The 14322-nt window shown below is 74.9% G+C and carries 15 protein-coding genes and 1 riboswitch; of the genes, 7 read left to right on the top strand and 8 right to left on the bottom strand.

Annotation, left to right across the window (positions count from 1 at the left end; translation table 11 throughout):
* Positions 1-114: 114 nt before the first annotated feature.
* On the bottom strand, positions 115-1437 hold the full coding sequence (locus QUG98_RS08365) for an MFS transporter (RefSeq protein WP_289470089.1): 1323 nt from the start codon (positions 1435-1437) through the stop codon (positions 115-117).
* Positions 1438-1578: 141 nt separating this feature from the next.
* On the opposite strand from QUG98_RS08365, the gene QUG98_RS08360 reads away from it, so the two are divergent.
* Positions 1579-2436, top strand: a complete 858-nt coding sequence (locus QUG98_RS08360; protein WP_137767017.1) for a LysR substrate-binding domain-containing protein — start codon at positions 1579-1581, stop codon at positions 2434-2436.
* 238 nt (positions 2437-2674) lie between these two features.
* On the opposite strand, the gene QUG98_RS08355 is transcribed toward QUG98_RS08360, so the two are convergent.
* Together QUG98_RS08355 and QUG98_RS08350 are read right to left on the bottom strand one after the other, a co-directional pair.
* On the bottom strand, positions 2675-4072 hold the full coding sequence (locus tag QUG98_RS08355) for a hypothetical protein (RefSeq protein ID WP_289470088.1): 1398 nt from the start codon (positions 4070-4072) through the stop codon (positions 2675-2677).
* Positions 4073-4248: 176 nt separating this feature from the next.
* A complete protein-coding gene (locus QUG98_RS08350; protein ID WP_289470087.1) occupies positions 4249-4896 on the bottom strand; it encodes an NADPH-dependent F420 reductase in 648 nt (215 codons plus the stop codon).
* A 153-nt stretch (positions 4897-5049) separates the two neighbouring features.
* Between QUG98_RS08350 and QUG98_RS08345 the strand changes: the two genes are divergently transcribed.
* The 4 genes from QUG98_RS08345 to QUG98_RS08330 all read left to right on the top strand — a co-directional run bounded on the left by QUG98_RS08345 (position 5050) and on the right by QUG98_RS08330 (position 7026).
* Positions 5050-5346 (top strand): GNAT family N-acetyltransferase, encoded by a 297-nt coding sequence (locus tag QUG98_RS08345; RefSeq protein ID WP_289470086.1) that lies wholly within the window; start codon positions 5050-5052, stop codon positions 5344-5346.
* A gap of 56 nt (positions 5347-5402) precedes the next feature.
* Complete coding sequence (locus QUG98_RS08340) at positions 5403-5864, top strand: VOC family protein (RefSeq protein WP_289470085.1); 462 nt, start codon at positions 5403-5405, stop codon at positions 5862-5864.
* A gap of 86 nt (positions 5865-5950) precedes the next feature.
* Entirely contained in the window at positions 5951-6520 is a 570-nt protein-coding gene (locus tag QUG98_RS08335; protein WP_289470083.1) for a MarR family winged helix-turn-helix transcriptional regulator, read from the top strand.
* Positions 6517-7026 (top strand): metallophosphoesterase family protein, encoded by a 510-nt coding sequence (locus QUG98_RS08330; RefSeq protein ID WP_289470082.1) that lies wholly within the window; start codon positions 6517-6519, stop codon positions 7024-7026. Before QUG98_RS08335 ends, QUG98_RS08330 begins: the two co-directional genes overlap by 4 nt.
* A gap of 121 nt (positions 7027-7147) precedes the next feature.
* Here the strand turns inward: QUG98_RS08330 and thiD are convergent, their stop codons facing one another.
* The 3 genes from thiD to thiM all read right to left on the bottom strand — a co-directional run bounded on the left by thiD (position 7148) and on the right by thiM (position 10307).
* Positions 7148-8698, bottom strand: coding sequence for a bifunctional hydroxymethylpyrimidine kinase/phosphomethylpyrimidine kinase (gene thiD / locus QUG98_RS08325; RefSeq protein WP_289470081.1), 1551 nt, complete (start codon positions 8696-8698; stop codon positions 7148-7150).
* Entirely contained in the window at positions 8695-9363 is a 669-nt protein-coding gene (gene thiE, locus QUG98_RS08320; protein ID WP_289470080.1) for a thiamine phosphate synthase, read from the bottom strand. The genes thiD and thiE overlap by 4 nt, the downstream gene beginning before the upstream one ends.
* A complete protein-coding gene (gene thiM, locus QUG98_RS08315; RefSeq protein ID WP_289470079.1) occupies positions 9360-10307 on the bottom strand; it encodes a hydroxyethylthiazole kinase in 948 nt (315 codons plus the stop codon). The genes thiE and thiM overlap by 4 nt, the downstream gene beginning before the upstream one ends.
* Positions 10296-10391, bottom strand: a riboswitch (TPP riboswitch). (Overlaps the previous gene by 12 nt.)
* Positions 10392-10459: 68 nt before the next feature.
* Between thiM and QUG98_RS08310 the strand changes: the two genes are divergently transcribed.
* Entirely contained in the window at positions 10460-11386 is a 927-nt protein-coding gene (locus tag QUG98_RS08310) for an NUDIX domain-containing protein (RefSeq protein WP_289470078.1), read from the top strand.
* Between the two features lie 92 nt (positions 11387-11478).
* Here the strand turns inward: QUG98_RS08310 and QUG98_RS08305 are convergent, their stop codons facing one another.
* Positions 11479-12732, bottom strand: coding sequence for an MFS transporter (locus tag QUG98_RS08305; protein WP_289470076.1), 1254 nt, complete (start codon positions 12730-12732; stop codon positions 11479-11481).
* Positions 12729-13370 (bottom strand): GntR family transcriptional regulator, encoded by a 642-nt coding sequence (locus tag QUG98_RS08300; protein WP_289470075.1) that lies wholly within the window; start codon positions 13368-13370, stop codon positions 12729-12731. Before QUG98_RS08300 ends, QUG98_RS08305 begins: the two co-directional genes overlap by 4 nt.
* Before the next feature lie 150 nt (positions 13371-13520).
* Here QUG98_RS08300 and QUG98_RS08295 point away from each other — a divergent pair, with 150 nt between their 5' ends.
* A complete protein-coding gene (locus QUG98_RS08295) occupies positions 13521-14273 on the top strand; it encodes a phosphotransferase (protein WP_058729203.1) in 753 nt (250 codons plus the stop codon).
* Positions 14274-14322 lie beyond the last annotated feature (49 nt).

Genomic DNA, 14322 nt, shown 5'->3' with positions numbered 1-14322 from the left:
CGAAACCAGGTTCCGGACACAGCACCGCGAAGAAGCCCGGTTCGGTGTCCGAAACCTGGTTCCGGGGACGCCGCCGCCGACGTCGTCCGCCGTTCGCCCCCGCCGAGCGCGGCGCTACCGTGCCTCGATCGCCGGCAGCGGCACGTGGTGGCGCATCCGCACCGCCAGGTGCAGCCCACCGCGCCGCGCGAGCACGACCCCGGCGACGACCGCGGCCAGCGCGGGGACGCCCCCGGCGACGACCATGCCGACGTGGGCACCGAAGTGGTCGACGACCTGCCCCATGACCGGCCCGCCGACCGCCTGTCCGCCGAGCAGCACGAGCACGTACAGCGACATGACGCGCCCGCGGATCGCGACGTTCGACGACAGCTGCACGAGCGAGTTCGATGCCGTCATGAACAGCAGCTGCGACATCCCGACCGCGACGAGTGCCACCGTGAACGGTGCGATCACCGGGATCGAGCCGCTCACGACGAGCAGCACGCCCGTCCAGAACACCCCGCCGACGATCGTCCGGAGCCGCACCGTCGCCCGCCGCGTCGACAGCAGTGCCCCGGTCAGGGCCCCGACCGCGACGGCGGAGTTGAACACGCCGTAGCCGCCGGCGCCGACGTCGTAGACCTCGGACGCGAAGGCCGAGAGCAGCACCGGCATCGTCAGGGCGAACACCGAGAAGAACGCCATGAGCACCACCGGCACGAGGATGGTCGGCTTCCGGACGGCGTAGCGGAGGCCCTCGACGAGCTGCCCCTTCGCACGGGGCATCGGCGGCGTCCGGTGGAGCTCCGAGGTCCGGAGGAACCCGAGCGTCACGACCACGGCGACGCAGGCGACGGCGTTCACGCCGAACGACCACCCTGCCCCGACGGCCACGAGCAGCGCTCCGGACAGCGCGGGACCGATCATCCCGCCGAGCTGGAACACGCTCGAGTTGACGCTGATCGCGTTCCGCAGGTGTTGGTGGCCGACGATCTCGGTGACGAACACCTGGCGCGCCGGGTTGTCGATGACGGTGACCATCCCGACCAGGAACGCGATCACCCAGATGTGCCACGCCTCGACCACGCCGGTGAGCGTGAGGACGGCGAGCAGGGCGGAGAGCACCGCGAAGGCGCCCTGGGTGAGCATCATCAGCGCGCGCTTCGAGAACCGGTCGACGAGCACCCCACCCCAGAGTCCGAACAGCAGCATCGGCGCGAACTGGCACGCCACGGTGATGCCGACCTGCGCCACGGAGCCGGTGAGCTGCAGCACGAGCCAGTCCTGCGCGATCCGCTGCATCCACCCGGCGGTCATCGCGACCAGGTTCGTCGCGGTGAAGAGCCGGAAGTTCGGCACCGACAGGGCGATGAGCGTGTGTCGCCACGGCGGGCGCTCGGCCTGGATCGGCAGGGGTTCGGTGGGCGGAGGGAGGGTCGTCGATGACGCACTCACGGTCGAGGGGCTCCGGATCGTCGGGGGTGGATTCGGTACCCGTTCGAAACTACGTGGCAGCGACCCATTCGACACCCCTATGGTGGCTATCACTCCATTGCGATGTCGAATGGCGGCGGTCCGTCCGCCGGAGGAGGTCACGTGCTCGACCCGGTGCTGCTCCGCACGTTCCTCGCCGTCGCCGAGACCGGCAGCTTCACGCTCGCCGGGCAGCGGCTCGGCATCAGTCAGCCGACCGTCTCGCAGCACGTGCGGCGGCTCGAGACAGCCGTGTCCCGGACCCTCGTCGCCCGGGACACCCGCGGGGTCGCGCTCACCGACAACGGGGACGCGATGGCCGGGTTCGCCCGCTCGATCCTCGCGGCGCACGCGACCGCCGACGCCTACTTCTCCGGCGCGGCGACGCGCGGGCGGCTCCGGTTCGGCGCCGCCGACGACCTCGCGATCACGCAGCTGCCCCGGATCCTGCGGGACTTCCGCCGGCTGCACCCACAGGTGAACCTCGAGCTGACGGTGAACCAGTCGGCGCCGCTGCTCCGTCGGGTGCACGCCGGGCAGCTCGACCTCGTCTTCATCAAGCAGACCGCGGGGGAGTCCGCCGAGGGCACCCGCGTCGCGACCGACCAGATGGTGTGGATGGCGCAGGACGGCATCGCGCTCGAGGCCGACGAACCCGTCCCGCTGATCGCCTACCAGGCGCCGAGCATCAGCCGGCAGATGGCGATCGACGCGCTCGAGGCCGCCGGCCGCACCTGGCGGATCACCTGCAACACCCGCGACGTGAACGGGGTGCTCGCCGCGGTGCGCGCAGGGATCGGGGTCGCGGTGTTCCCGCACTCGCTCATCCCGGCGGACCTCGTGAAGGTGTCGCAGCGGCTCTCGCTGCCGGACCTCCCGGCGGTCGACTACGTCCTCATCGCGAACCCGACGGTGCAGCGCGAGCCGATCGACGCCCTGACGAGCGCGATCCTGTCCCGCGGGGTCGTCCGCGCCGTCTGAGCGCTCCGGCCGCCCTGCCGCCGGGCACTCCTGCCGCCGGGGACTCCCGCTGCCGGGGACTCCCGCCGCGGACACTCCTGCCGCCGGACACTTCCCCGAGAGCGACAGGCTGCCGCCGATGTTCCGCGCCGCACTGTCGCCTTCGCGGAACTGACCGGAACCAGGCCGGAACCAGGCCGGAACCGGGTCGGGGCCTGGCCGGAACCGCGCCGCGCCGCGCCTGACCGGCAGGGGGCCGCTACGGCGCGACGGTCGGCGTGACTCCCGTGCCGGTCAGGTCGGGCAGCGCCACGCCCCCCGGCGCCAGCAGCGCCGCGGCGACCGCCCAGAGCAGCACGAGCGTCCCGACCCCGCCGAGCACCGCGCCGAGGAGCCCCACCGGCCGCTGCCACGTCGCCGCGGGACTCCGCAACGCCGTCCCCGACAGCGCGAGGGCGAGCACCCCGAGCACCAGTCCCGTCGCGTGCACCGTCGCCGGCGCCGTGAACCACCAGGCGGCGAGAGCGATCGCGGCGACACCGGTCACGGCCCCGAGCACGGCCGCCGGCGTCACACCGATCGCCGTGCGGCTCCGGTCACGGGCGGTTCCGCGTCCGGGCTGGAGGCCCCGCTCACCCCCGTCGACCGCGCCCACCTCGGCGTCGACACCGGGCTGCTGCGTGGCCGACTCCGACCGCGGGTCTCGTCCGCGCGTTCCAGACCCCCGGCGCCGCGCCGGAGCGCCGGCCGCGCTCGGCTCGGCGGGGACGACCGGCGCAGCCGACGGGCCCGGTGCGCCGGTGACGGCTCGGGCAGCGGCGGCGAGCGTGCCGGGGAAGACCGACGGCGTCGGGGCCGACGCCGACGCCGATGCCGTTGCGGGTGCGGCGATCACGGCGTCGAAGTCGTTCGGCGCGGGCGCGACGACGACCGGTCGCGGTGCCTGCTGTCGGGCGAAGCGCGCCGGCGTCCGGTACCCGATCGGACCGGAGGGCTCGGGTTCCGTGCCCTCGACCAGGACGTGCTCGAGGCCGGGCACCGAGAAGCGGGGCTGTCCGACCGCCGGCGCGGCCGGCGCGGCCGGCGCGGGGGGCTGCACCGGCGCCGGCGCGTGGGTGCTGTGGGTCGGGTCGACGGGCGGCGTGAGGGGACCGTTCGCCTCAGCGGCGTCGACGGGCGACACCGGCAGTGGGGCGGTGTCGAACGGCGGCACCTGCACGGCGGGCGAGGTGGGAGCGGGTGGGAGCAGGTGTTCCTGCGGTGGGTAGTCCGGGACGACGACCTCGCCGACGGGCAGCGGACCGGCCGAGCCCGACGACGATGCCGAGCTCGACGACGACACCGAGCCCGACGACGCCACCGAGCCCGACGACGGCACCGAGCCCGCGGCGGCTGCTCCAGCGCCCGTGGCAGCTCCGAGCGCGGTCGCGGTGGGCGACCCGGCGACGGCGGTGCCGTGCGGGCCGGGGGTGACCGCGGGGACCGACGCACCCGTGTCGACGACGCGAGGGTTCGCGGCGGGGGTGCGTGGTGCCTCCCGGCCGGTCACGGTGTCCTCCGGGGGTGCGACGACCCACGCAGGGACCGCTCGACGCGGCCGGTCTCGGTCCGGCATGCGGTGCGACGCCACTCGTGCTCCCTCGCTCTTCTGATCCATCGTCATTTCTATCCACGTGCATGGATCGGAGAGCAGCCCCAGTTCCGGGGTCGCACGGTCCACTTCCCGCAGGACGCCGCTGCAGGACGCCCCCCGCAGAACGCCACGGAGGCCGCTCCGCGCAGGGCTGCAGCGCTGCGGGGAACCGCCTCCGTGGCGTGTTGCGGGAGGGGTGACTACATGTCGCGGTAGCGCTTCGCCTCGGCGAGCTTCGTGCGGAGCTCGTCGGCCGTGAACCGCGTGACGTACCCGGGGGTGTCCCGCTGGATCCGCCAGCCCTCGGCCAGCGGACCGGCGTCGACGACGTCGAACCCGAACTGGTCGATGAGCTCGGACACGACCCGCTTGGCCTCGGCGTCGTCACCCGCGACCACCAGCGCGCGGCGGTCCGGGGTGCCGGCGGGGGTGGCCTCGTCGGTGAGTGCCGCGGCGGCGATGTGGTTGAACGCCTTGACCACCCGGGCGCCGCGCAGGTGGTCCTGCAGGAGCTCCGCGGTGGTGGTGGTCTCGTCGTCGAGGGACGCGATGTGGCCGTCCCGTTGCGGGTAGTAGTTGTTCGTGTCGATGACGACCTTGCCCACCAGGGGCTCGACCGGGATCGTCTCGATCGCCGCGAGCGGGGTGGTCACGACGACGATGTCGCCCGCTGCCGCCGCCTCGTCGCGGGTGGCCGCACGGGCGTGCTCGCCGAGCTCCGAGACGAGGTCCTGGAGGGTCTCGGGGCCGCGCGAGTTGGCGATCACGACCTCGTGACCGTGCTGCACGGCGAGGCGCGCGAGCTGAGAACCGATGTTGCCTGCTCCGATGATGCCGATCGTTGTCATGCGGTCGTGCAACGCGGCCCGGTACGGAGCATTCCCACCCGAGCGCGGCCCGGCACGGAGCATTCCCACCCGAGCGCGTGCCGCGGTGCTCGGTGCGTCCCGGCCGGTGCGGACCTCCGTGCGGCCGCTGTCCGTCGGGTGCATGATGGCGCCATGGCCCACGAGTTCCGCGACGAAGCCGACCGCGACCGCTACGCGATGTACGTCGACGGCGAGCTCGTGAGCGTCCTCGACTACCGGGCCGGGGACGACGCCGTGTCGTTCCCGCACACCTTCACGGTCCCGTCGCACCGCGGGCACGGCTACGCGGCGGAGCTCGTCGCGCACGCCGTCGGCGACGTCGAGGCCAGGACCACGAAGCGCATCGTGCCGATGTGCTGGTTCGTCGGCAAGTGGTTCGACGAGCACCCGGAGAAGGCCGACCTGCTCAGCCGCGGCGCCGCGGACTGACGAACCACCCGGTCCGGTCGCAGCATCGCCGCCGGACCCGAGCACCCGGAGACACCGTGCCGAGAATCACCCCGTTCCTCTGGTTCGACGACCAGGCCGAGCAGGCGGCCTCGTACTACGCGTCGCTCTTCCCGGACAGCCGGGTCGACAGCGTCGCGCGCACCCCGGACGGCACCGCCCTCGTCGTCGAGTTCACCCTGCTCGGGCAGCCGTACCGGGCGATGAACGGCGGACCGGGGCACCCGCACACCGACGCCGTGTCCTTCCAGGTCGACGTCGACACCCAGGAGGAGCTCGACCGGGTCTGGGACGCGCTCCTCGCCGACGGCGGCCGGCCGCTCGCGTGCGGGTGGCTGCACGACCGCTGGGGGCTGACCTGGCAGGTCACGCCGTCGATGATGGGGGACCTGATGACCGGCAGCGGCGACCCCGAGGCCAACGCCCGGGTGTTCCGCGCGATGCAGGACATGGTGAAGCTCGACATCCCGGCGCTGCGGGCCGCAGCGGCCGGCGGGTGACGAGGAGCCGGGGTGTCCGCCGGTAGGGTGGCGGGACCCACCAGTGCCGGGCGACCGGCGCACCCGGTCACAGGCTGGAGGACCCGATGAGCAGCCCGAGTGCAGACGTCCGCGGCGGCCGCACGACCGACGACGTCCGCAACACGGACATCGGCCGCGCCTACACCGAGCTCTCCCGGATCACCCGACGTGCGAGCATCCGGGCGCGCGGCGACGACCTGGTGCTCAGCGTCGTCGACCAGTCCCTCGTCGACTTCGTCGTGCAGCACCCCGGCTGCATGGCGATCGACATCGCCCGCTACCTGCGGCTGAACCGGTCGACGATCTCGCGACAGCTCTCCGGCCTGCTCGCCGCGGGGCTCGTCCGCACCACCGACGGCGGCTCCGGCAACGCGAAGCCGCTCGAGGCGACCGACGCCGGCCGTGCTGCGCTCGAGCGCTCGGTGCGCCTGCACCGCGACGCGCTCGAGGAGCGGCTCGCCGACTGGTCCGACGACGACGTCGCGCTCCTCGCCGGCCTGCTCGAACGGCTCGGCGCCGCCGACGAGGCCGGTCTGCCGATGCCCGCGCGCGCGACCGACGGCAGCGAGGGCGCCGGCGCTGACACCGGTGACGGCGGCGGCGACCCCGGGCGCGACGGTCTCACCGCCTCGTGACCACCTCGTTCGTCCTGCTCTCGGACACCCACCTGCCGAAGCGCGCGAAGGACCTGCCCGCCGCGCTCTGGGCGGACATCGACGCCGCGGACCTGGTCGTGCACGCGGGGGACTGGGTCGACCTCGCGACCCTCGACGCCGTGCAGGGACGGTCCCGCCGATCCGAGGGCGTCCGCGGCAACAACGACGGGCCCGAGTTCGACGACCGGCTGCCGCTCGTCGCGCGGTTCACCGTCGAGGACCTGCGGTTCGCCCTGGTGCACGAGACCGGGGCCGCGACGGGCCGCGAGCGTCGGGCCGACGCCGCGTACCCGGACACCGACGTGCTCGTGTTCGGGCACTCCCACATCCCGTGGGACTCGGTCGCGCCGTCGGGCATGCGCCTGCTCAACCCCGGGTCGCCGACGGACCGCCGTCGACAGCCCGACTTCACCTGGATGCGGGGCACGGTGGACGAGCGCGCACTGACGGTCGAGACGGTCCGCCTGCCCCCGGCAGCCCGCTGACGCGACGCAGCGGTCGGGACGGCGGGCACGGACCGCGCGGACCCACCGGACGGGAGGCGCGGCTGGTGTCCGCCCCGTGCCTCCTGTCCGTCCCGCGGCGGGTGCTACCGCCGTGGTCCGGTCAGCCGCGCCAGCCGAGCGGCTCCGTGGGCATCCGGAAGAACGCGAGCTCCCACTCGGTGGACCGCCGGTGCGCCCGCGCCATCCGCCCCCGCTCCGCCGGGTCCGCAGCCGCGGCGAGTGCCTCGACCCGTGCGGTCGCCGCGGCGCTCGCCGCCGCGAATGTCGGGTCCCCGTACGCACCGAGCCAGTCCGCGAAGGGGTGTCCCTCCGGGGCGTGCCCGAGCTGCGTCCCGACCCAGGCGTAGACCCGGAAGCACGGCAGCACGGCGGCGGCGAGCACCCCGAGCGACCCGCTGTCGGCCGCGTCCTGCAGGTGGGCGAGGTACCCCGCGCAGGTCGGGTGGACCGGGTCGGCGGCGTGGGTGCCGGCCAGACGGCGGTGGTGCAGGTCGCGTGCCTCGTCCGCGCAGCCCTGTGCGGCTGCGGCCCAACCCGCCGCGGCGTCGCCGTCCGCGGCCGTCGCCAGGAGCCGGAGGTGCTGCTCGTAGGCCCGCAGGTAGTGGACGTCCTGCGCGAGGTACCCGGCGAACACGTCCGGGTCGAGCGTGCCGTCGGCGAGGCCCTCCAGGAAGGCGCACGAGAGCGTCGCGTCGAGGGTCTCCGCGACGTCCGTCCACCACCGGTCCGTCCAGGTCACCGCGGGCAGGGCGGCACGGGTGCGGGCGCCGTGGTCGACCGGGCCGTTGCCCGTCCCGACGTGCAGGGCGTCGGCACCCCGGAGCGCGTCGGTGAGCCAGGACTTCGCCTCGCCGACCGCGAGCTCCCAGTCGCCGTCCCGTGCCGTCAGCGTCGCGATCGCGCTCGACAGCGCGCACCCCGTGCCGTGCGTGCTGGTCGTGGCGACACGCGGCCCCCGGAAGGTCCGGGCGGAGCCGTCCGGGCGGACGAGCACGTCGTCGGAGGTCGGGCCGGTGTCGTGACCGCCCTTCGCGAGCACCAGGACGTCCCAGCGGCGGGCGACCAGGCGCGCGGCCTCCAGGGGTGTGGCGGCGGTGCCCCCGGCGAGCGCGACGAGGTCGGTCAGCTCCGCGCGGTTCGGGGTCACCAGGTCGGCGAGGGCGAGCAGGTCGCCCACCGCGGCGGCGGCCTGCGGGTCGAGGAGCCGGTCGCCGCTCGTCGCGACCATCACCGGGTCGACGACGACCACGGGCGGGCGGTGCTCGCGGAGCCAGTCGGTGACGGTGCGGACGACCTCGACGGTGCCGAGCATCCCGACCTTGACCGCGTCGACCACCACGTCGTCCGACACGGCGTCGAGCTGCTCCCGGAGGAACCCGACGTCGGGCACGTGCACCGACCGGACGCCGTGGGTGTTCTGCGCGACGAGGGCCGTGACGACGCCCATGCCGTAGCCGTCGTGTGCCGTGATCGCCTTGAGGTCCGCCTGCAGCCCCGCGCCGCCGGTCGGGTCGGTGCCCGCGATGCTGAGGACCCGTGGGACGAGCAGCCCGCCCGGTCCGGCCCCCGTGCTCGGCCCCGTGAGCACGGTCGCTCCTGAGCCGGAGCCGGTGCCGCTCGCGGTGACGGTGCCGGCGCCGGGGGCGGTCATGCCCCGCTCCACGCCCGGACGTACGCCGCTGCCGCCGCGTGCGGGTCGGAGGCAGCGCAGATCCCGGACACCACGGCGACGCCCGCGGCACCGGCCGCCCGCAGCGGTGCGACGTCGTCGAGGGTGACCCCGCCGATCGCGACGCAGGGGACACCGAGCGGTCGAGCGGCGCGCGCGATCCGGGCGACACCGTCGGTGCCGAGCGCCGGCGGGTGGTCCGGTTTCGTCGCGGTGGGGTGGACGACACCGACCCCGAGCAGGTCCACCGTGCCGCTGGGCAGCTCCGCGAGGGCGGCGAGGTGCTCCGGGGTGTTCGCGGTGAGCCCCACGTGGGCGTCCGGCCCGAGGAGCGCCCGGGCGGCGGCGACCGGCAGGTCCGACTGGCCGAGGTGGACGCCCGCGACCCGGTGTCCGGCACGTCGGGCGGCGAGCGCGACGTCGGTCCGGTCGTCCACCACGACGGTCGCGCGGTCCCCGACGGCGTCGGCCACCGCGGCGGTCAGGGCGAGGAGGTCGCGGACCGGCGCCTGCTTGTCGCGCACCTGCACGAGCCGCACACCGGCCTCGACGGCGGCTCGGACGACGCCGAGCACGCCCCTGCCGTGCCGGTCGACGAGCACCGGGTCGGTGACCAGGTAGACGCCGAGGTCCGCCGGGGCGCTCACCGTCGGACCGCCGCGGGCGCCGCAGGACGTGCCGTGCTCGGTGGCTCGGACCCCGTGCTCGACGGCTCGGACCCCGCGCCCGGCGGCACAGGGTCCGTCGTGACGCGTGCCACCCGGAGGACGTCCTCGGGGGTCAGCGCGGCCAACCGGTCGAGGAACAGCGGCTGGAACGTGCCGGGCCCGCCGGCGTCCCGCGCGGCCAGCTCGGCCGCGACCGTGTGCACGACGGTCCCGGCGACGGCTGCCGCGCCGGGGTCCTCCGGGACCACCGCGGCGAAGGCGGCGACCACGGCGCCGAGCGCGCAACCGCCCCCGGTGATGCGCGTCAGCAGCGGCGTCCCGTTCGCGACCCGCACCACGCCCGTGCCCGGCGCGACCAGCAGGTCGACGGGACCGGACACGGCCACGGCGCCCACGAGCCTCCCGTCCGACGCCCGGAGCGCGGCCTCCCGTGCCTCGTCCGTCCGGGCGGTGCTGTCGACCCCGCGGCCGCCGTCGGCGGCGCCGAGCAGGGCGAGGACCTCCGAGGCGTTGCCGCGCAGCACGGACGGGCGGAGCGCGAGCAGCTCGTGGGCGAGTGCCGTGCGGACCGGCAGCGAGCCCACGGCGACGGGGTCCAGGACCCACGGGGTGCCGGCGTCGACCGCCGCGCTGGCCGCCTCGACCGACGCCGCGCGCGGCTCGGGGTGCGGTGTGCCGGTGTTGACGAGCAGGGCGTCGGCCACCCGGGCGAACGGGCCGGCCTCGCTCGTGACGTCGACCATCGCGGCGGAGGCGCCGAGGGCGAGCAGGACGTTCGCCGTCACGTTCTGCACCACCGTGTTCGTGATGCACTGCACCAGGGGGCTGCGGGCGCGCACCTCCTCCAGCAGCGTGGCGGTGCGGGCAGCCCAGTCCGGGGACGGGGTGCCGGCGGATCCGGGTACGGGCGCAGCGGTGTGCATGGACGATCCCTTCGCGAGTACGAGCTCGAGCAGGTTCGACGGGTGTGATCTCAGCCGCTCGGTGCGGCACCCCGTGTCTCGGACGACACCGTACACGACGTCCGACGACGTCCTCCGGGCACACCGGGGGTGCGGTGTGCCAGTGTTGACGGGTGCCTGACGTGACCCCTCCCGGACCGCCGCCCGGACCCCGAGACCCCGGCGACGCGTGGGCCGTCGGGCCGGACGGCACGAAGGCCTGGGGACGCTTCGGCGCGGCCGGCCTGCTCGTCGACGACGGCGCCGGACGCGTGCTCCTGCAGCACCGCGTGGAGTGGAGCCACCACGGCGGGACGTGGGGCATCCCCGGCGGCGCGCGGCACCAGGACGAGGACGCCGTCACCGCGGCGCTCCGCGAGTCGGCCGAGGAAGCGGGGGTGCCCGAGGACGGCATCGACCTCCGGCACGTCGCCGTGCTCGACCTCGGGTTCTGGACCTACACGACCGTCGTCGGCCGGGCCCGGGACCCGTTCGAGCCGGTGATCGCCGACCGCGAGAGCCTCGCTCTGTCGTGGGTCCCGGTCGCCGAGGTCGACGCGCTGCCGCTGCACCCGGGCTTCGGAGCCTCGTGGCCGGCGCTCCGAGCCGCGATCGAGACCGTCCCGCACGTGGTGGTCGACGCGGCGAACGTGGTCGGCAGCGTGCCGGACGGCTGGTGGCGGGACCGCGCGGGTGCGGCGGAGCGACTGCTGTCGTCGGTGGCGGCGCTCGCCGCACGGGGGCTGGACGCGCGGGAGCTCGGACTGCCGTTCGCGCGGTGGTGGCCTCGGTGGACGGTGGTGCTCGAGGGCGAGGCGCGCGGCGCGGCCACGGCGACGGCCGGGGGCGGGGCAGGGTCCGGGTCTGCGGCCGACAGCGCCTCGGTCGGGGTCGTCCGGGCCGAGGGCTCCGGCGACGACGCGATCGTCGACGCCGTCCGCTCGGCGCTCGACGACGGCCACGCACCGGTCGTCGTCGTCACGGCGGACCGCGAGCTCCGGACCCGCGTCGAGGCCCTGGGGGCCGAGGTGCGCGGCCCGGGCTGGTTCCGCGAGCAGTAGCCCGACCCCGGGACCACCGGCGCGCCCCGGGTCGGGCGTGCCGCTGCCGCCACTGCGAGCACTGACGCCCCGGTGTCGGGCGAGCCGCTGCGTCAGGCCTCGGGCACGTACCGCTTCGACGACACCAGCAGCGCCACCCACGACGCCACGCCGAGCCCGACCACGACGGCCAGGACCACCGACACCGGCACCCCGGCGCCGCCCACGACCGCCGCGATGACCGCCGGCGCGAGGAACCCGCTGTACGCCACCGCGTAGAACGCCCCCGTCAGCCCGGCCAGGTCCCGCGACCCGGCGATGCGCTGCACCTCGAGCAACGAGGACACCAGCGCGGTCCCCATCCCGACACCGATCACCACGTTCGCGGCGAGCCCGACCCACACCGACTGCAGCTCGATCGCCACGAGCACGATCCCGATCCCGACGGTCACCACCGCCACCGCGGTCACGAGCCCGCGCGCCGAGGACACCGAGTGCACCCGCTTCGCGAACGGCTGCACGGCGCTCGACACCCCGAGCGCCACGACGGTCGCGGCCGTGGCGAACACGAGCCCCCACGCGCCGGTCGCACCGGCCAGCCGGGTCGGCAGGTACCCGTAGCCGATCGCGGCCGACCCGAAGATCCACGGCGCGGCGACGACGACGACGCGCGTGAACCGGCGGTGCCCGGCGCTCGGGATCGCGAGCTGCCGCCACCACGGCCCGGCCAGACCGCCGTCCACCGCGGTCTCCGGTGCCCGCCACACCACGAGGGCGAACGGCGCCGCGACGCAGACGTGCACGAGGAACGGCAGGACCTCGGGCACGGGACCCCACTGCGCGATCCCGCCGGCGACGAGCGCGCCGATCCCGGACCCCAGCGTGAACGCCAGCGATGCCCGCCGTGCACCCGAGCCGGCGTCGGCCGTCGGGTCGTACCGGCCCTGCGAGAGCTCCTTCACCCAGCTGTTCCCGACCGCCATCGCGATGCCGACGGTCACCCCGGAGAACAGTCTTCCGGCCGCCAGGAACCCCGGCCCGAGCGGCCCGAGTGCCAGGAGTCCGCTGCCGACGACCGCGGCGCCGATGCCGACGAGCATGAGCGGTCTCCGTCCGTGCCGGTCGGAGAGCGACCCGGCGACGAGCAGCGCGGGTGCGAGCCCGAGCACGTAGACGCCGAGGAAGGCGTTGACGAGCAGTGACGAGTAGTGCGCCCGCTCCTCGTACATGAGCAGCAGCGGCGAGAACTGGTTGCCGCCCCACGAGCACACGAAGACCGCACCCCAGACCATCGCCCACGGCGCCACCCGGCTCGCCGGCGCCGCGACGGACCCGGTGGTCGGGACGCTCCCGGTCGCGCCGCTCACAGCGCACCCCGGTGCGAGGCGACGTGGGCGCGGAGGACCGCGGCGTACCGCTCGGCGTCGCCGTCGTCGAGGGCGGCGGCGAGTGCGCGGTGGTCGTCGAGCGACGCCTGCAGCTGCTCCGGCCGGACCCGCATCAGCTGGTGCCGGAGCCGCTGCTGCCGGTCGGCGAGCGTCCGTGCGAACAGGACCGCGATCGCGTTCCGCGACGCCGCGATCACGGCTGCGTGGAACGCCGCGTCACGCTCGACGAACCGGTCGACGTCGCCGTCCGCGACCGCCGCCTCCTGCTCCGCCAGCTCGGCCCGGAGGCGCGGTGCCAGTTCCGGCGCGCGGCCGTCGGTGACGACGCGGGTCGCGGCCGTCGACTCGATCGCCTCGCGCATCTCGAGCACGTCCGCCGCCTCGTTCGGCGACATCGGGCGCACGACGGCGCCCCGGCGGGCCCCGAGCAGGATGAGCTCCTCGGCCGCCAGGCGCAGGAACGCCTCGTGCACGGGTGTCCGCGAGACGCCGATCTCCTGGCACAAGGCGTTCTCGCTGATCGCCGTGCCGCCGGGCAGGTCGCCGCGGATGATCGCCCGCTTGACGTGCTCGTAGGCCCGTTCGGCCGCGGGTACCTCCGTGCTGGTGTCACTCACGACCACCGATCCTACGTCTTGCATGCAAGCTTGCATCCCGAATGCAGCGAGAACGTCACACGGTGTTCGTGACCGGATCGAGACATCCACCGGCCGCCGTCGCTACGCTGACCCTCACGTCAACGGAGACGTACCGATCAGGAGGTCACGATGGAGCGTGTCACCAGAGCCGACGACCGCGTCCACCGCCCTGCGGGGCCCTGGACGCCGACGGTCCACCGGCTGCTCGCGCACCTGCACGAGCAGGGGTTCGTCGCGGCCCCCGAACCGATCGCCGTCGGTGGGGCGGTCGAGACGGTGAGCTTCGTGCCCGGCACGGCGGGGAACTACCCGTGGAGCACCGAGATCGCGAGCGAGGCCGCCCTCGTCACCTCCGCGCGGCTGCTCCGCCAGTACCACGACGTCGCGGCGACGTACCCGCGCGACGCGACCGTCGACGTGTGGTCGCAGGCGGAACGACTGCCGGTCGAGACGATCGTGCACGGCGACTTCGCGCCGTACAACTGCGTCTACGACGGCATCGCTGCCGTCGGGCTCATCGACTTCGACACCGCGCACCCCGGACCGCGCGTGTGGGACGTGGCGAGCGCCGTCTACCGGTTCGCGCCGTTCACCACCGGACTGGTCGAGGGCAGCACCGCCCCGGGGCTCGACGAACGCCTCGACCGAGCGGCGGAGTTCTGCCGCGCCTACGGGCTCGACGACCGTTCCCGCGGGGTGCTCGTCGAGACGATGACGGCGTCGCTCGTCGCCCTCGTCACGACCATGGAGACCGAGGCCGCGGCGGGGAACCCGAAGTTCCTCAGCGACCTGGAGCACGGGCACGCGGACCTGTACCGTGCGGACGTCACGTGGATCGAGTCGCACGCCGACGCGATCCACGAGGCGGTCACCGCGGGCTGACCCCGGCGCCCAGGCGCCCCGACGGCCTGATCGCGAGACGCCGGCGTCG

The organism is Curtobacterium subtropicum (genome assembly GCF_030362975.1).
GTDB classification, from domain to species: Bacteria; Actinomycetota; Actinomycetes; order Actinomycetales; family Microbacteriaceae; genus Curtobacterium; species Curtobacterium subtropicum.
This window is presented reverse-complemented; position numbering and strand designations above follow the sequence as displayed.